Source organism: Rhodococcus chondri (assembly GCF_036327435.1).
Taxonomy (GTDB): Bacteria; Actinomycetota; Actinomycetes; order Mycobacteriales; family Mycobacteriaceae; genus Rhodococcus; species Rhodococcus chondri.
On record NZ_JAUZMZ010000001.1, the window covers coordinates 1 to 15,642 of the forward strand.

The window sequence follows — 15,642 nt, forward strand, 5'->3', positions numbered from 1 at the left end:
CCCGTTCGAGGTCTTCACGGTATTTCAGGACCGCGCCCAGTGTCGCGGCAGCGGTGGCCGCGTCGAGCACGGTGCGGTCCAGTTCGAGCAGCGCGCGGGCCCAGTCGAGCGACTCGGCGACGCCGGGCGGCTTGAGCAGTTCGCTCTCGCGCAGGGCGTGTACCGCCCGGGCGACCTGCTCGGCGAGGCCGGCATCGATACCGGGCAGGCGTCGGCGCAGGATGGCGACCTCGCGTTCGAGTCCGGGGTGCTCGACCCAGTGGTACAGGCAGCGGCGTTTGAGCGCGTCGTGGACCTCGCGGGTGCGGTTGGAGGTGAGGACGACGAGCGGCGGGGTGGTCGCGCGGATCTCGCCGAGTTCGGGGATGGTCACCGCGTTTTCGTCGAGGATCTGCAGCAGGAACGCTTCGAATTCGTCGTCGGCACGGTCGATTTCGTCGACGAGTAACACACACGGCGCGTCGGTGAGGGCCTGCAGCAGCGGTCGGGTGAGCAGGAACCGCTCGGTGTAGAGGGACCGTTCGGCGGTGTCGGCGTCGAGTCCCCCGCTGCTCGCGGCCTCGAGGGTCCGCAGGTGCAGCAGCTGCCGGGGGAAGTCCCAGTCGTACAGGGCCTGGGAGGCGTCGATCCCCTCGTGGCACTGCAGCCGGATCAGCGGCAACTGCAGGGCTTCGGCCAGCGCCGCCGCGAGCGACGTCTTGCCGGTGCCGGGTTCGCCTTCGCAGAACAACGGCCGGCCCATGCGCAGCGCCAGGAACGCCACCATCGACAAGCCGTCGTCGGCGAGGTACCCGGTCGCCTCCAGGGCCCGCGTCAACTCCTCGGGGGACTTCACCGCACCAACCATGCCGTGAGCCTAGGTCAGCCCTGCCCGCGCCTGCCCGATTCTTCCGGGAAACGCGCGTTACCGCAGGTCAGTTGGGGCGCACGGTGAGGATCTGCGACATCGTTCCGATCGGGCCGTCGAGGTCGTGCAGGACGCTGCTGGTCAGGCCGAGCCCGTCGGGCCCGAACGACACGGTGGTGTCGAACCCGATCCACTCGCCGCGCGGTTCCGTGAACAGGTGGGCGGTGAGATCGAGGTTGGGGAACGCGACCTGCTTCGGGTCGGCGCGCACGGTCATGCCGTTGGCGATGTCGAGAAGACCCGCGGCACCGGCGAAACCGCTGACCTTCTCGTCGACGAGCGGGATCGGTGTGCGAACCCAGAACGCTGCCCGGCCGGGCGCGGCCTGGGCCCGGCGAACCTCGGTGGAGGCGATGAAGCCGCCGGGCCACACCGTCGAGGCATCCCACGGCTCCATGTCCTCGGGCGACGCGATCGGGGGATGCGCGGTCGCCACGAGTTCGGTGGTGGGGCGCGGCTGCATGAGCCATGCGCGCAACCGGACGACGGCGCGACCGTCGTATTCGAGCACGGCCTCGACGAGTTCGATGGTGCGGCCGGGCCGCAACACGGTCACGCTGGTGTCGACCACGTCGATGGGGACGGTGCCGAGGATGTCGTACGAGAGCCGGCCGATCACCAGGCCGTCGTCGCGGCGGGCGTCGCGGTCGCATTCGACGACGTGCGCGAGCAGCCCGAGGGCAGGGGCGATGTGCTGTTCGTCGGTCTTCCATGCGCCCCCGACGTGCGGGGTGGAGCGGAACGAGGTCGAGTCGATTCGTTCGAAGTAGGACACGGTTGTTCTCCTCGGGTAGAGATCAGGCGAACGCTTCGGCGCCGTCTGTAAGGGCCGACAGCACCATCCGGCGCAGGACCGCCCGGGTGGCCTGGGGCGACCTGGGATCGGCGCTGTGCGGGGTCGAGTTGATGAGACCGAAGGTGGCGTGGGCCATGGTGCGCGCGTCGGATTCCGGCAGGCTGGGTGTGATCCGGCGCAGGACGCCGACCCAGATCTCGACGTAGCGGCGCTGCGTGAGCCGCACTTCGCGGCGGGCGTCGTCGGGCAGGGAGTGCAGTTCGCGGTCCTGGACGCGGATGAGGTCGGGTTCTCCGAGCGCGAAGTCGAGGTGGAAGTCGACAAGACCTTCGAGGGCGGCGCGGGGGTCCGCGGTGCCCTCGACGACGGCGGTACCACCGGAGAGCAGGCGACGGCTGATGTCGACGAGGATCTCCACCAGCAGTGCGTCCTTGTTGGAGAAGTGACGGTAGACGGCGGGGCCGCTGATGCCCACGGCGGCGCCGAGATCCTCGAGTCGCACGCCGGTGAAGCCGCGTTCGGCGATCAGGCGCGCGGCGGCCCGCAGCAGTTGCTGTCGGCGCTCGGCCTTGGCGAGGGAGCGCGGTGTGGGGGGCGCTGCTACTTCAACGGCCTCGTTCATTCTCGAAACTCCACTCGGCGGGAACACTGGACAACACGGTCGACCAAGGGTCTGGACAACTCGGTTAATGATAACTAACCTAGCTTTTCAGTTAATGACGATTAGGTCAATCAACCGAGGATGGTGTCCGTGACAACCGCTCACGCGATCTCGACAACCAGCCGCGACCAGCACGAACAGCTGGTCGGAGAGCTCCGCGACAGGCTTGCCGCAGCAGCGCTCGGCGGCAGCGAAAAGTCTCGCGAACGGCACGTCTCGCGCGGAAAACTGCTTCCCCGCGACCGGGTCGACGAACTTCTCGACACGGGCAGCCCGTTTCTCGAGCTGTCCCCGCTGGCAGCGAACGGCATGTACGACGACGAGTGCCCCGGCGCCGGGATCATCACCGGAATCGGCCGGGTGGCCGGGCGCGAGTGCGTGATCGTCGCCAACGACGCGACCGTCAAGGGCGGTACCTACTACCCGATCACGGTCAAGAAGCACCTGCGTGCTCAGGAAGTGGCGCTGCAGAACAACCTGCCGTGCATCTATCTCGTCGACTCGGGCGGCGCGTTCCTGCCCCGGCAGGACGAGGTGTTCCCCGACCGCGAGCATTTCGGCCGCATCTTCTACAACCAGGCGACGATGAGCGCCAAGGGCATCCCGCAGATCGCGGCCGTGCTCGGTTCGTGCACCGCCGGTGGCGCCTACGTGCCGGCGATGAGCGACGAGGCCGTCATCGTCCGCAACCAGGGCACCATCTTCCTCGGTGGCCCGCCGCTGGTGAAGGCCGCGACCGGCGAGGTCGTCACGGCCGAGGAACTCGGTGGCGGCGACCTGCATTCGAAGGTCTCCGGTGTCACCGATCATCTCGCCGAGGACGACCGCGACGCGCTGAGCAAGGTTCGCGATATCGTCTCCACCTTCGGCCCGCGCACCCCGCGCCCCTGGGACGTCGCTCCCGCGGTCGAGCCCGAGGCCGACCCCGCCGAGTTGTACGACGTGGTGCCCACCGATTCGCGCACCCCGTACGACGTGCGCGAGGTCATTTCGCGGGTCGTCGACGGAGACAGCTTCCACGAGTTCAAGGCCGAGTACGGCAAGACGCTCGTCACCGGGTTCGCCCGCATCCACGGTCACCCGGTCGGCATCGTCGCCAACAACGGTGTGCTCTTCGGCGAATCCGCCGTCAAGGGAGCACATTTCATCGAGCTGTGCGACAAGCGGTCGATCCCGCTGCTGTTCCTGCAGAACATCTCCGGCTTCATGGTCGGTCGCGACTACGAGGCCGGTGGCATCGCCAAGCACGGCGCGAAGATGGTCACCGCGGTCGCGTGTGCCCGGGTGCCGAAGCTGACCGTGGTCATCGGCGGCTCCTACGGCGCCGGCAACTACTCGATGTGCGGCCGGGCGTACTCGCCGCGTTTCCTGTGGATGTGGCCCAACGCGCGCATCTCGGTGATGGGCGGCGAACAGGCCGCCTCGGTACTCGCGACCGTGCGTTCCGACCAGCTCGATGCCGCGGGCAACCCGTGGACGCCGGAGGACGAGGAGTCGTTCAAGGCCCCGATCCGCGACCGGTACGAGAGCCAGGGCAACCCCTACTACTCGAGCGCCCGGTTGTGGGACGACGGGATCATCGATCCCGCCGACACCAGAAAAGTTCTCGGACTGGCCCTTTCGGTGTGCGCCAACGCGCCGCTCGAGCCCGTCTCCTACGGCGTCTTCCGGATGTGAGCGAGATGACTGATACGAATCGGATCGATACGGTACTGGTTGCCAACCGCGGCGAGATCGCGGTGCGCGTCATCCGGACCCTGCGCGACATGGGAATCCGCTCGGTGGCCGTGTTCAGCGACGCCGACGCCGACGCACGCCATGTGCGCGAAGCCGACACCGCCGTCCGGCTCGGCCCGGCCTCGGCGCGCGAGAGCTACCTGGCGATCGACAAGGTCATCGCCGCCGCCGTCACCAGCGGCGCCCAGGCCATCCACCCCGGTTACGGATTCCTCTCGGAGAACTCGGCATTCGCCGCCGCATGTGCCACCGAGGGCATCGCGTTCCTCGGACCGTCGGCACACGCCATCGAGACGATGGGTGACAAGATCACCGCGAAGGCTGCCGTGTCGGCGTTCGACGTGCCCGTCGTCCCCGGCATCTCCCGGCCCGGCCTGACCGACGCCGACCTGATCGCCGGCGCCGACGAGGTGGGCTACCCCGTCCTGGTCAAGCCGTCCGCCGGTGGCGGTGGCAAGGGCATGCGCCTGGTCACCGACCCGGTCGATCTTCCCGCCGCGCTGGCTTCCGCGCGACGCGAAGCAGCCTCCGCATTCGGTGACGACACCCTGTTCCTCGAGCGGTTCGTGCTGCGGCCCCGGCACATCGAGGTGCAGATCCTCGCCGACACGCACGGCAACGTCGTACATCTCGGCGAGCGTGAATGCAGCCTGCAGCGCCGGCACCAGAAGGTCATCGAGGAAGCGCCGTCGCCGCTGCTCGACCCGGCCACCCGCGCCCGCATCGGCGAAGCGGCCTGCAACACCGCACGCAGTGTCGACTACACCGGTGCCGGCACAGTGGAATTCATCGTCTCGGCCGATGCACCCGACGAGTTCTTCTTCATGGAGATGAACACCCGGTTGCAGGTCGAACATCCCGTCACCGAGATGGTGACCGGTCTCGACCTCGTCGAGTGGCAGGTGCGCATCGCCGCCGGCGAACCGCTCGCCTTCACCCAGGACGACATCACCCTCACCGGCCACGCCATCGAGGCTCGCGTCTACGCCGAGGATCCCGGTCGCGGGTTCCTGCCCACGGGCGGCACCGTCGCCGATGTGGTCGAGCCGCGCGGCGAAGGCATCCGGATCGATTCGGGGCTGCGGCCGGGGACCGTGGTCGGCAGCGACTACGACCCGATGCTCGCCAAGGTCATCGCGCACGCCGACGACCGTGCCGGTGCGCTGCGCCGGCTCGATCGCGCACTCGCCGGCACCGCCGTGCTCGGCGTGGTCACCAACATCGAATTCGCGCGGTTCCTGCTCGCCGACGACCAGGTGATCGCCGGTGCCCTCGACACGGGGCTGCTCGATCGCCGGCTCGACGACTACGCCGCCGCCGAAACCTCCGACAGCGCGCTCGTCGCCGCGGCTGCCCTGCACTGGCTCGAGCACTGGCCGACGGCCGCGTCCGATCCGTGGGACGTTGCCGACGGCTGGCGCGTGGGCGCTGCGCTTCCCGTCACCACCCGGCTGACGTCCGGCTCGCGCACTGCGCACGTGCATCTTTCGGGTAATCCCGGCGCCGCGACCGCCAGCGTCGAGGACGGCCCCGCGCACACGTTGTCCGTCACGCTCGACGGCTCGACCCTCGCAGTGGTGCTCGACGGTCGGCGCATCGCCTACCGGGTCGCTCAGGTCGACGGCGCGGTCTGGCTCTCGGACGGTCACTCCACCGTCTCGGTCCGCGAGCTTCGCGAGGCCAGTGTCCGCGGCGACGACGCGCACACCGGCGACGCCGACATCACCAGCCCGATGCCGGGTGCCGTCATCGCCGTGCCCGTCGAACCGGGTACCGCGGTGACCGCCGGTCAGACGATCGTCGTCGTCGAGGCGATGAAGATGGAACACGCACTCACCGCCCCGATCGACGGCACCGTCGAACTCTTCGCGGCTGCAGGCGAACAGGTCAAGGTCGATCAGCTCCTCGCACGGATCGCCCCTCACACCGACACGAAGGAAGAAGTGGCATGACCGATTACCTGGCCACCGGCCAACTCCCCGACGAATACGAACAGCTCCGGAAGACGGTCGCCGATTTCGCGCGCACCGTCGTCGCACCGGTCGCCGCGAAGCACGACGCCGAGCACTCGTTCCCGTACGAAGTGGTCGCGGGTATGGCCGAGATGGGCCTGTTCGGTCTGCCGTTCCCCGAGGAGTTCGGCGGCATGGGCGGCGACTACTTCGCGCTGTGCCTCGCGCTCGAGGAACTCGGCAAGGTCGACCAGTCCGTCGCGATCACCCTCGAGGCGGGTGTGTCGCTCGGTGCGATGCCGGTCTACCGCTTCGGTACCGAGGAGCAGAAGCAGGAGTGGCTGCCGCAGCTCACCAGTGGCCGCAACCTCGCCGCGTTCGGTCTGACCGAGCCCGGCGCCGGCAGCGACGCGGGCGGCACCAAGACCACCGCGAAACTCGAAGACGGCCAGTGGGTGATCAACGGCAACAAGCAGTTCATCACCAACTCCGGCACCGACATCACCTCCCTGGTCACCGTCACCGCCGTCACCGGCGTCAAGGACAACGGCAAGAAGGAGATCTCGACGATCCTCGTGCCGACGTCCACCCCCGGTTTCACCGCCGAGCCCGCCTACAACAAGGTCGGCTGGAATGCCTCGGACACCCATCCCCTGACATTCGCCGATGTGCGGGTGCCGGAGGAGAACCTGCTCGGCGAGCGCGGTCGTGGTTACGCGAACTTCCTGCGCATCCTCGACGAGGGCCGCATCGCGATCGCCGCCCTCTCGACCGGTGCCGCACAGGGCTGCGTCGACGAGTCAGTCAAGTACGCCAAGGAGCGCGAGGCGTTCGGCACCGCGATCGGCAACAACCAGGCCATCGCATTCAAGATCGCCCGGATGGAAGCGCGCGCCCACACCGCACGCACCGCGTACTACGACGCGGCGGCCGCGATGCTCGCCGGCAAGCCGTTCAAGAAGCAGGCCGCGATCGCGAAGCTCATCGCCTCCGAGGCGGCGATGGACAACGCGCGCGACGCCACGCAGATCCACGGCGGGTACGGCTTCATGAACGAGTACGCCGTCGCGCGCCACTACCGCGACAGCAAGATCCTCGAGATCGGCGAGGGCACCACCGAGGTGCAGCTCATGCTCGTCGGACGGGAGCTCGGGCTGTGACCGACGCCGGCACCGAAAAGCGCATCGTCCAGCGCGGCCTGTGGTTCGAAGAATTCGAGCTCGGCGCCGTGTACGAACACCGGCCCGGACGCACCATCACCGAGGCCGACAACGTCCTGTTCACCACCCAGACGATGAACACCCAGGCCCTGCACCTCGACGCCGCATACGCGGAGGGTACGAGTTTCGGTGAGCGCCTGGTGAACTCGATGTTCACGCTCTCCACCATGATCGGGTTGTCGGTCGCGCAGCTCACCCAGGGCACGATCGTCGCGAATCTCGGCTTCTCCGAGGTGTCGTTCCCGAAGCCGCTGTTCCACGGCGACACCCTGTACGTGGAGACGAAGATCGTCGACAAGCGCGAATCGAAGAGCCGGCCGGGTGAAGGCATCGTCACGCTCGAACACACCGGACGCAACCAGCACGGCGACGTCGTCGGCGTCGCGGTCCGCAAGACCCTCGTCCAGAAGAGGCCGGCATGACCTGGGAACTGCCCGGCCCGGCATGGTTGTTCTGCCCGGCCGATCGCCCCGATCGCTACGAGAAGGCCGCCGCGCGTGCCGATGTCGTGATCCTCGATCTCGAGGACGCGGTTTCGGCCGGTGACAAGCAGGCCGCGCGTGAGGCACTGGTCGCCACGCCGCTCGATCCCGAGCGCACCGTGGTGCGGATCAACCCGGTCGGCACCGCCGATCACGGTCCGGACCTCGACGCGCTGCGCCGCACCGCCTACACGAGGGTGATGCTGCCCAAGTGCGAGAGTGCCGAGGAGGTGCGGTCGCTCGAGTTCCTCGAGGTCGTCGCGCTCATCGAATCGCCGTTGGGTGTGCTGGCCGTCGAGGAGATCGCCAAGGCGGACAACACCATCGGAGTGATGTGGGGCGCGGAGGACCTCGTCGCCGGCCTGGGCGGAAACTCCAGCCGGCGCGCCGACGGCACCTACCGGGCGGTGGCCCAGCATGCCCGCTCGGTGTCGCTGCTCGCGGCGAAGGGCCACGCGCGGTGGGCGCTCGATTCGGTGTACCTCGACATCAAGGACACCGACGGGCTGTACGAGGAGGCGCTCGACGCCGTCGCTGTCGGGTTCGACATCAAGGTCTCGATCCATCCGGGTCAGATCGAGGTGATCCGCCGCGCCTACGCACCGACTCCGGAGGAAGAGGATTGGGCGCGACGCGTGCTCGAGGCTGCCGGCCGGGAGCGGGGCGTGTTCGATTTCGAGGGCAAGATGGTCGACGCCCCGGTGCTGCGCCACGCCGAGCGGGTGCTCCAGCGCGCCGAGGCCGGCGCGAAATCCTGACCGTCCGGGGTCGTCACCGCGCGCGGTGACGCAGTAGCTGAGTGAGCCGGTGCGCCCGGCTCAGCAGCAGTGCCCCGACGTCGGGCAGACGCTCGGCGCGGAAGCGACTTTCCACGCCGGTGATGCTCAGCGCCCACGTCGGGGCACCCCGATGGTCGAAGACGGCAGCACCCATGCCCCAGCTGCCCTCGACGATGAGTGCGGGATTGACGGAGAATCCGGCCAGGCGTGTCGCGGCGATCCGTTCCTCGATCGCCGCGCGGGAGTGGTCGGCGCCCCACTCGGCGGTCAGGTCGACCCGGGACAGATACTCGTCGATGTCGTGGTCGGACATGTGGGCCAGGATCGCCAGCCCCGCCGACGCGACGCCGAGCGGAAACCGGATCCCGATGTGCAGCACGTGCGAGCGCAACGGGAAGCTTCCTTCTTCGCTTGCCAGGCATACTGTTTCGTCACCGCGACGTGCGGACAGGAAGGCGCTCTCGCCGGTTTCCCGGGCCAGATCCCGAAGCACCTCTCCGGCGAGATCCGTGATGTCGTATCGGGTGGCCGCCACCGAACCCAGCAGATACAGCTCGGGTCCGAGCGCCCACCGGCCGGACTTCGGATCCCGATCGACCAGTCCCTCGTCGGCGAGCGAGGAGAGCAGACGGTGGACGGTGGGACGGGCCAGATCGGTGGCGCGTGCGAGGTCGGACGTGGAGGCGCCGTCCGGCTCGTACGACGAAATCGTCCGCAGCAGTGCGCTCACCCTGCCGACCAACTGTCCCTGCGCGCGTGAGATCACGCCCCCATCCTACGTTCACTGGATGAACGGATTGCACGGCCGTGTTCGGACAGCGAGCAATTTCGACGGGGTTTACCCAATCACTTGCATCGATGAGCTGCGACAACTTTATTGGTAGGCAGTGAAAATTGGCGTTCACTGAGTGGACGTATCCGGCGGCGGGTCTGCGTGACTCCCAGAACCGAGAGGTGTGTATTGGCAACGAAGGTATTCGGATCTGCGGCGGAGGCCGTCGCGGACGTGACGGACGGCGCGTCTCTCGCGGTCGGCGGCTTCGGCCTGTGCGGCATCCCCGACATTCTCATCCAGGCGCTCGCCCGGTCCGGTGTCACGGGCCTCGAGGTGTTCTCCAACAACTGCGGTGTCGACGGCCACGGCCTCGGAATCCTGCTCGGCAACGGCCGGATCAGCCGGGTCACCGCGTCGTATGTGGGTGAGAACAAGGAATTCGCCCGCCAGTACCTGTCCGGCGAGCTCGAGGTGGAGCTGACCCCGCAGGGAACGTTGGCGGAGAAGTTGCGCGCCGGTGGCGCGGGAATCCCGGCGTTCTTCACCCCGGCCGGGGTGGGGACACCGATCTCGCAGGGCGGGTTGCCGTGGCGCTACGACGAACACGGTGCGGTAGCGGTGGCGTCGCCACCGAAGGAGGTCCGCGAGTTCCGCGGCAAGAAGTATGTGCTCGAGGAGTCCATCAGCGCGGACTTCTCACTGGTCCACGCGGTCATGGGCGACACCGAGGGCAACCTGGTGTTCAACAAGGCTGCGATGAACTTCAATCCGCTCGCGGCGATGGCGGGCAAGATCTGCATCGCGCAGGTCGAGCAGCTGGTGGAGCCGGGTGAGATCGATCCGGCGCAGGTGCATCTTCCGGGGATTTTCGTGAACCGGATCGTGCATACGGGTGGGCAGGACAAGCAGATCGAGAAGCGCACCGTCAGCGCCGGCAAGGAGGCCCGAGGATGACTGCAACAGTGACCGAGACGATGGGCTGGTCGCGTACGCAGATGGCGGCTCGCGCGGCGCAGGAGTTGTCGCCGGGTGAGTATGTGAATCTGGGTATCGGGTTGCCGACGTTGATTCCGAACTATCTGGCCGAGGGTGTGCGGGTGACCCTGCACTCGGAGAACGGCATCTTGGGTACGGGCCGGTATCCGACCGAGGACGAGATCGATCCGGACCTGATCAATGCGGGCAAGGAAACCGTGACGGTCAATTCCGGTGCGGCCTTCTTCGATTCGGCGTTGTCGTTCGGGATGATCCGCGGTGGCCATATCGATACCGCAGTGCTGGGCGGCATGGAGGTTTCGGCCACCGGCGACCTCGCGAACTGGATGGTGCCCGGCAAGATGGTCAAGGGCATGGGTGGTGCGATGGATCTCGTGCACGGTGCCCGCAAGGTGATCGTGTTGATGGAGCACACCGACAAGTCGGGTAACCCGAAGATCGTGTCGGAGTGTTCGTTGCCGCTCACGGGGGAAGGCGTGGTGCAGCGGATCATCACGAACCTCGCGGTCGTCGATGTCGCCGACACCGGGTTGGTCCTGCGCGAGCTCGCTCCCGGCGTCACCGAAGAACAGGTGATCGCCGCGACCGGCGCTGTCCTCACCGTCGACCTCGCGTGAGCGTCGACTTCGGATAACACCGCCGCTCGTACAACACTGCCGGTGGTTCCGGCGCGGCTATCCGGCCCGGAACCACCGGAACAGCGGCCGTTTCCGTGCCGGGCGCACACTTTCGACGGTCCGGCCCGCCGCTGTCTGCTGCGATGCGCGCAACGCCCGGCGTGCATCGTCGCGCCGCTTCTCCCGCGATGCCTTCCACGTCTCGACCACCGCGTCGGCGTCCATCTTGTGGACCGGAACGGGTAGCCGGCCCGGCAGGCGCAGGCACTCCGCCACCCGGCGGTTGAGATCGGCGACGATCTCCCGCACGGCCCGCTCGGAGGTCACGGTGCCGAGGGTGTCGGGTAGCCGCTCGATCTCCCGCCGCAACTGCAGTTCGGGTGGGAGCAGCGCCTCGGTCGACAAACCTTCACGGGCAAGATAGCTCTTCACCCACCATAATTCGTCGTTTCCGTGATTCGGGATCGGTTTTCCGGAGCCGGGCAGGTTGTCGAGATCGCCGCGCTCCTGTGCGACGCGGATCTGTCGTTCGATCCACGACTCGAAGGTGATGTCCGGCCGCTTTCGCTCGGTCACGCCCTCCAGGATGCCACCGCGTGCGGGTGTCGTAATCGGTAACCGGCCGTCCATTCCACTCAGTGGAACGAGTCGCTAGGCAAGAGGGGTTCGTCCCGTAACGATGGTGCTACCCATCGATCGACGAGGACCTGATGACCACTATCCCGAACACTCTCAGCGCGGCCGCCGAGCGGCTCATCGACGCCACACGCACGGCAGTGCCCTGCTCCCCGGTGCGAGACCTGCTCGGTGAAACCGACATCGACCTGGCCTACGCGGTGCAGCAGCAACTGACCGAACACAAGCTGGCCGGCGGCGCCCGCATCGTGGGCCGCAAGATCGGCCTGACCTCCCCCGCGGTGCAGCAGCAACTCGGCGTGAACCGCCCGGACTTCGGGGTGCTGTTCGACGACATGGACGTCAGCGGACTCGACGAGGTCCCCAGCGACCGTCTGCTCCAGCCCAAGGCGGAGGCCGAGATCGCGTTCGTGCTCTCCGCCGACCTCGACGACGACGACCTCGACCTCGACAAGGTCCGGGCGGCCGTCGACTACGCGGTCGCGGCCCTGGAGATCGTCGACAGTCGCGTGGCCGGATGGGACATCAAGATCACCGACACCGTGGCGGACAACGCGTCCAGCGGCCTCTACGTGCTCGGCTCGCATCGGGTGTCCCTCGCGGATTTCGAGCCGATCGACGCGACCATGCGGATGTATGTCGACGACGAGCTCGTCTCGGAGGGCGACGGCGCCGCCTGCCTCGGCGATCCCCTCAACGCGTTGCTCTGGCTCGCCCGTACCGCACGGGAATTCGGACAGCCGCTCACCGCCGGACAGGTGGTGCTGTCCGGTGCGCTCGGGCCCATGGTGCCCGCACCCCCCGGCGTCACCGTCCGTGCCGAGATCTCGACACTCGGCACCGTGATCGCCCCCTTCTCGTCCTCACCGACTTCGGCACAGGAGAACTAGATGACCACGACCAAGGTTGCCATCATCGGGCCCGGCAATATCGGCACCGACCTGCTTATCAAGATCAAGAGATTGGCCGACGCCGAACTCGAGACGATCGCCCTCGTCGGTATCGATCCCGAGTCCGACGGTCTCGCCCGCGCGAAGCGCCTCGGCATCGACGCCGTCGCCACCGGCGTGGAGGGCCTGATCGAGCATCCCCGCTTCGACGAGATCGAGATCGTGTTCGACGCGACCTCGGCCAAGGCGCACGAATACAACGAGAAGATGCTGCGCCCGCACGGCAAGATGCTCATCGACCTCACGCCGGCCGCGATCGGCCCGTACGTGGTGCCGCCGGTGAATCTGGAAGAGCACCTCGCCGCTCCCAACGTCAACATGGTCACGTGTGGTGGTCAGGCGACGATCCCGATCGTCGCCGCCATCTCGCAGGTGACGCCGGTGCACTGGGCGGAGATCGTCGCGTCGATCTCCTCGAAGTCGGCCGGTCCCGGCACCCGCGCGAACATCGACGAATTCACCGAGACCACCTCGCAGGCCATCGAGAAGATCGGCGGCGCGACCCGCGGCAAGGCGATCATCATCCTCAACCCGGCCGAACCGCCGATGATCATGCGCGACACCGTGCTCACGCTGGTCGGTGAGGACCGCAAGGACGAGATCGTCGCATCGGTCGAAGCGATGGTCGCGAAGGTCGCCAAGTACGTGCCGGGCTACAAGCTCAAGCAGCAGATCCAGTTCACCCCGGTCACCGAGTCCATGACGACGCTGACCGACCACACCGGTCCGATGTGGAAGGTCGCGGTCTTCCTCGAGGTCAAGGGCGCAGCACACTACCTGCCCGAGTACGCAGGAAATCTCGACATCATGACGTCCGCGGCGCTGCAGGTCGCGCGGGCAGTGGCGGCACGCAAGAAGGAGCAGGTTTCGGCATGAGCGAGACAACCAAGAGCGAAACGGGATCGCGCGAATACGCGACCGACGGCACGGCCCTCTACATCCAGGACGTGACCCTGCGCGACGGCATGCACGCCATCCGTCACCGCATCACCCCCGACGATGTCGCGGCCATCGCGGGCGCCTTGGACCGCGCCGGTGTGGATGCCATCGAGGTCTCGCACGGCGACGGGCTCACCGGTCACTCCCTCACCTACGGTCCGGGTAGCAACACCGACTGGGAATGGCTCGAGGCCGCCGCGTCGGCGATCAACTCGGCGACCCTGACGACGCTGCTGCTCCCCGGAATCGGCACGGTCCACGAACTGAAGCGCGCCTACGAGATCGGTGTGCGGTCGGTGCGTGTGGCCACCCACTGCACCGAGGCCGACGTCTCCGCGCAGCACATCGCCGCGGCGAAGGAACTGGGCATGGACGTGTCCGGCTTCCTCATGATGTCGCACATGGCCCCCGCGGAAGAGCTGGCGCGTCAGGCGCAGCTGATGGAGTCGTACGGCGCCGACTGCGTCTACGTCACCGACTCCGGCGGCCGGCTCACGATGGACGGGGTCCGCGACCGCGTCCGCGCCTACCGCGACGTTCTGAAGGACACCACGCAGATCGGTATCCACGCGCATCAGAACCTGTCGCTGTCCGTCGCCAACTCGGTCGTCGCCGTCGAGGAAGGCGTCATTCGCGTCGACGCGTCGCTCGCGGGCCAGGGCGCCGGCGCGGGCAACTGCCCGATCGAACCGTTCGTCGCGGTCGCCGATCTGCACGGCTGGAAGCACTCGTGCGATCTGTTCGGCCTGCAGGATGCCGCCGACGATCTGGTGCGACCGCTGCAGGATCGGCCCGTCCAGGTCGACCGCGAGACCCTCACCCTCGGCTACGCCGGTGTCTACTCGAGCTTCCTGCGGCACGCCGAAACCGCCGCGGAGATCTACGGCCTCGACACCCGCGAGATTCTCGTCGAGATCGGGCGCCGCGGGCTGGTCGGTGGTCAGGAGGACATGATCACCGACGTCGCTCTCGACCTCCGCAACCGGGCGGGTCACTGACGGTCGTGTGACACCGGGATCGGGGACACCGGGATCGGGCGGGTCTCAGTCGGTGAGGTCCTGGTATTCGGGATGCTTGCCGATGAAGTTGTCGACGTACGGGCAGATCGCGACGACCCGCTTGCCACGCTCGCGCACGTCGTCGAGAGCGAACCGGACGAGCTTGCCGGCCAGGCCCTGCCCCGAGTAGCCGTCGTCGACCTCGGTGTGATCGAACACGAGCTGGGTGTCGCCGTCGGGGTGGTACTGGGTGTAACCGATGACGGCGTCGTCGTCGCGGAGTTCGTATCGCTGCTTGTCGGCGTTGTGAACCACGGTCACGGGCGAGTCACTCATGGTTATCCCTCACTCTCCGTTGCACATCATCGGGCACGTCGAAGATACAGCGCACACGAATACGGGCCGCGGCGGATGCCGCGGCCCGTACTCGTTATCTCGGGTTTGCAGGGGTTCCCGGCGTCGGATTACTCCGGCGGCGAGATGTGCTGCGCGATATAGAGCGGTTCGCCCAGCTGCTCGAGCAAGCCGAGCTGGGTTTCCAGGTAGTCGATGTGTTCCTCTTCGTTGGCCAGGATGCTCTCGAAGATGTTGGCCGACGTGATGTCGCTGACCGAGCGCATGTACTCCGATCCCTTGCGGAGCCGGTCGCGTGCCTCGATCTCCACCTGCAGATCCGCCTCGAACATTTCCTTGACGCTCTGTCCCAGGCGCAGCGAACCCAGTCGCTGATAGTTGGGTAATCCGTCGAGGTAGAGAATGCGGTCGGTGAGTGTCTCGGCGTGGCGCATCTCTTCGAACGATTCTGCGCGTGTATGCGACGCGAGTTTGGACCAACCGCGGTCTTCCTGCATTTTCGAGTGCAGGAAGTACTGGTTGATCGCGGTGAGTTCTGCCGTCAACTGCTCGTTCAGGAACTCGATGACCTTTTTGTCGCCCTTCATGGCACCTCCTGGGGTGAACCATCAGGTTTACCGCCGGGCAGGGGCTGGCTACACGGCGGTCTCGAGTTCGATCGTCTCATTGCGAACGCGAGCCTGCCGGATGATCGCCGAGATGTTGCGTACGCAATTGCCGCAGTCGGTGCCCGCGCGACATGCGGCGCTGACCTCGCGGGTACACCGCGCTCCCGCGGCCACTTCGGCTTCGATGTGGTGGTGCGTGAGTGCGTGGCAACTGCAGACGATCATTGGGAACCAC

General features: G+C 67.3%; 18 protein-coding genes. 10 read left to right on the forward strand and 8 right to left on the reverse strand.

The genetic code is table 11. The features are described from left to right. From Q8814_RS00005 to Q8814_RS00015, 3 genes are all read right to left on the reverse strand, one after another. Positions 1 to 847: AAA family ATPase (locus Q8814_RS00005; RefSeq protein WP_330149937.1), on the reverse strand; the 847-nt coding region annotated here is incomplete at its 3' end. A gap of 67 nt (positions 848 to 914) precedes the next feature. After that, positions 915 to 1,682: a thioesterase family protein gene (locus Q8814_RS00010; protein WP_330149938.1), complete on the reverse strand. Its 768-nt coding sequence runs from the start codon at positions 1,680 to 1,682 to the stop codon at positions 915 to 917. Between the two features lie 22 nt (positions 1,683 to 1,704). After that, the gene (locus Q8814_RS00015) at positions 1,705 to 2,325 is read right to left on the reverse strand and encodes an SACE_7040 family transcriptional regulator (protein WP_330149939.1); all 621 of its coding nucleotides are present in this window, start codon (positions 2,323 to 2,325) and stop codon (positions 1,705 to 1,707) included. Between the two features lie 120 nt (positions 2,326 to 2,445). Here Q8814_RS00015 and Q8814_RS00020 point away from each other — a divergent pair, with 120 nt between their 5' ends. The 5 genes from Q8814_RS00020 to Q8814_RS00040 are packed head-to-tail and all read left to right on the forward strand — an operon-like array spanning position 2,446 to position 8,513. After that, positions 2,446 to 4,041 (forward strand): carboxyl transferase domain-containing protein, encoded by a 1,596-nt coding sequence (locus Q8814_RS00020; protein ID WP_330149940.1) that lies wholly within the window; start codon positions 2,446 to 2,448, stop codon positions 4,039 to 4,041. A gap of 5 nt (positions 4,042 to 4,046) precedes the next feature. Beyond that, positions 4,047 to 6,053: an acetyl/propionyl/methylcrotonyl-CoA carboxylase subunit alpha gene (locus Q8814_RS00025; protein ID WP_330149941.1), complete on the forward strand. Its 2,007-nt coding sequence runs from the start codon at positions 4,047 to 4,049 to the stop codon at positions 6,051 to 6,053. After that, on the forward strand, positions 6,050 to 7,213 hold the full coding sequence (locus Q8814_RS00030; protein ID WP_330149942.1) for an acyl-CoA dehydrogenase family protein: 1,164 nt from the start codon (positions 6,050 to 6,052) through the stop codon (positions 7,211 to 7,213). The genes Q8814_RS00025 and Q8814_RS00030 overlap by 4 nt, the downstream gene beginning before the upstream one ends. Next, the gene (locus tag Q8814_RS00035) at positions 7,210 to 7,695 is read left to right on the forward strand and encodes a MaoC family dehydratase (protein WP_330149943.1); all 486 of its coding nucleotides are present in this window, start codon (positions 7,210 to 7,212) and stop codon (positions 7,693 to 7,695) included. The genes Q8814_RS00030 and Q8814_RS00035 overlap by 4 nt, the downstream gene beginning before the upstream one ends. Then, positions 7,692 to 8,513: an HpcH/HpaI aldolase/citrate lyase family protein gene (locus Q8814_RS00040; protein ID WP_330149944.1), complete on the forward strand. Its 822-nt coding sequence runs from the start codon at positions 7,692 to 7,694 to the stop codon at positions 8,511 to 8,513. Before Q8814_RS00035 ends, Q8814_RS00040 begins: the two co-directional genes overlap by 4 nt. 13 nt (positions 8,514 to 8,526) lie before the next feature. Here the strand turns inward: Q8814_RS00040 and Q8814_RS00045 are convergent, their stop codons facing one another. After that, positions 8,527 to 9,300: an IclR family transcriptional regulator gene (locus Q8814_RS00045; RefSeq protein WP_330149945.1), complete on the reverse strand. Its 774-nt coding sequence runs from the start codon at positions 9,298 to 9,300 to the stop codon at positions 8,527 to 8,529. Between the two features lie 195 nt (positions 9,301 to 9,495). Here Q8814_RS00045 and Q8814_RS00050 point away from each other — a divergent pair, with 195 nt between their 5' ends. Further along, the gene (locus Q8814_RS00050; protein ID WP_330149946.1) at positions 9,496 to 10,263 is read left to right on the forward strand and encodes a CoA transferase subunit A; all 768 of its coding nucleotides are present in this window, start codon (positions 9,496 to 9,498) and stop codon (positions 10,261 to 10,263) included. Next, positions 10,260 to 10,922, forward strand: a complete 663-nt coding sequence (locus Q8814_RS00055; RefSeq protein WP_330149947.1) for a CoA transferase subunit B — start codon at positions 10,260 to 10,262, stop codon at positions 10,920 to 10,922. Before Q8814_RS00050 ends, Q8814_RS00055 begins: the two co-directional genes overlap by 4 nt. A gap of 57 nt (positions 10,923 to 10,979) precedes the next feature. On the opposite strand, the gene Q8814_RS00060 is transcribed toward Q8814_RS00055, so the two are convergent. Then, a complete protein-coding gene (locus Q8814_RS00060) occupies positions 10,980 to 11,498 on the reverse strand; it encodes a DnaJ family domain-containing protein (RefSeq protein ID WP_330149948.1) in 519 nt (172 codons plus the stop codon). A gap of 134 nt (positions 11,499 to 11,632) precedes the next feature. On the opposite strand from Q8814_RS00060, the gene Q8814_RS00065 reads away from it, so the two are divergent. Genes Q8814_RS00065 through dmpG form a run of 3 tightly spaced genes read left to right on the forward strand, consistent with a single transcriptional unit; the run spans position 11,633 to position 14,445 of the window. Next, on the forward strand, positions 11,633 to 12,448 hold the full coding sequence (locus tag Q8814_RS00065; protein ID WP_330149949.1) for a 2-keto-4-pentenoate hydratase: 816 nt from the start codon (positions 11,633 to 11,635) through the stop codon (positions 12,446 to 12,448). Then, positions 12,449 to 13,384: an acetaldehyde dehydrogenase (acetylating) gene (locus tag Q8814_RS00070; protein ID WP_330149950.1), complete on the forward strand. Its 936-nt coding sequence runs from the start codon at positions 12,449 to 12,451 to the stop codon at positions 13,382 to 13,384. Beyond that, a complete protein-coding gene (gene dmpG, locus Q8814_RS00075) occupies positions 13,381 to 14,445 on the forward strand; it encodes a 4-hydroxy-2-oxovalerate aldolase (protein WP_330149951.1) in 1,065 nt (354 codons plus the stop codon). Before Q8814_RS00070 ends, dmpG begins: the two co-directional genes overlap by 4 nt. Before the next feature lie 45 nt (positions 14,446 to 14,490). Here dmpG and Q8814_RS00080 read toward each other — a convergent pair whose 3' ends face one another. The 3 genes from Q8814_RS00080 to Q8814_RS00090 all read right to left on the reverse strand — a co-directional run bounded on the left by Q8814_RS00080 (position 14,491) and on the right by Q8814_RS00090 (position 15,632). Beyond that, positions 14,491 to 14,781, reverse strand: a complete 291-nt coding sequence (locus Q8814_RS00080) for a GNAT family N-acetyltransferase (protein ID WP_330149952.1) — start codon at positions 14,779 to 14,781, stop codon at positions 14,491 to 14,493. A gap of 128 nt (positions 14,782 to 14,909) precedes the next feature. Next, the gene (gene bfr, locus Q8814_RS00085; protein WP_330149953.1) at positions 14,910 to 15,386 is read right to left on the reverse strand and encodes a bacterioferritin; all 477 of its coding nucleotides are present in this window, start codon (positions 15,384 to 15,386) and stop codon (positions 14,910 to 14,912) included. Between the two features lie 48 nt (positions 15,387 to 15,434). Further along, on the reverse strand, positions 15,435 to 15,632 hold the full coding sequence (locus Q8814_RS00090) for a (2Fe-2S)-binding protein (RefSeq protein ID WP_169621043.1): 198 nt from the start codon (positions 15,630 to 15,632) through the stop codon (positions 15,435 to 15,437). Between the last annotated feature and the right edge of the window lie 10 nt (positions 15,633 to 15,642).

What these genes read in the sequence shown, in the direction of transcription:
- Q8814_RS00030 (WP_330149942.1), top strand. Translation starts at nt 6,050, where the DNA reads ATGACCGATTACCTGGCCACCGGCCAACTCCCCGACGAATACGAACAG.
- Q8814_RS00080 (WP_330149952.1), bottom strand. Translation starts at nt 14,781, where the DNA reads ATGAGTGACTCGCCCGTGACCGTGGTTCACAACGCCGACAAGCAGCGA.
- Q8814_RS00025 (WP_330149941.1), top strand. Translation starts at nt 4,047, where the DNA reads ATGACTGATACGAATCGGATCGATACGGTACTGGTTGCCAACCGCGGC.
- Q8814_RS00055 (WP_330149947.1), top strand. Translation starts at nt 10,260, where the DNA reads ATGACTGCAACAGTGACCGAGACGATGGGCTGGTCGCGTACGCAGATG.
- Q8814_RS00020 (WP_330149940.1), top strand. Translation starts at nt 2,446, where the DNA reads ATGGTGTCCGTGACAACCGCTCACGCGATCTCGACAACCAGCCGCGAC.
- dmpG (WP_330149951.1), top strand. Translation starts at nt 13,381, where the DNA reads ATGAGCGAGACAACCAAGAGCGAAACGGGATCGCGCGAATACGCGACC.
- Q8814_RS00040 (WP_330149944.1), top strand. Translation starts at nt 7,692, where the DNA reads ATGACCTGGGAACTGCCCGGCCCGGCATGGTTGTTCTGCCCGGCCGAT.
- Q8814_RS00065 (WP_330149949.1), top strand. Translation starts at nt 11,633, where the DNA reads ATGACCACTATCCCGAACACTCTCAGCGCGGCCGCCGAGCGGCTCATC.
- Q8814_RS00070 (WP_330149950.1), top strand. Translation starts at nt 12,449, where the DNA reads ATGACCACGACCAAGGTTGCCATCATCGGGCCCGGCAATATCGGCACC.
- Q8814_RS00090 (WP_169621043.1), bottom strand. Translation starts at nt 15,632, where the DNA reads ATGATCGTCTGCAGTTGCCACGCACTCACGCACCACCACATCGAAGCC.
- Q8814_RS00015 (WP_330149939.1), bottom strand. Translation starts at nt 2,325, where the DNA reads ATGAACGAGGCCGTTGAAGTAGCAGCGCCCCCCACACCGCGCTCCCTC.
- bfr (WP_330149953.1), bottom strand. Translation starts at nt 15,386, where the DNA reads ATGAAGGGCGACAAAAAGGTCATCGAGTTCCTGAACGAGCAGTTGACG.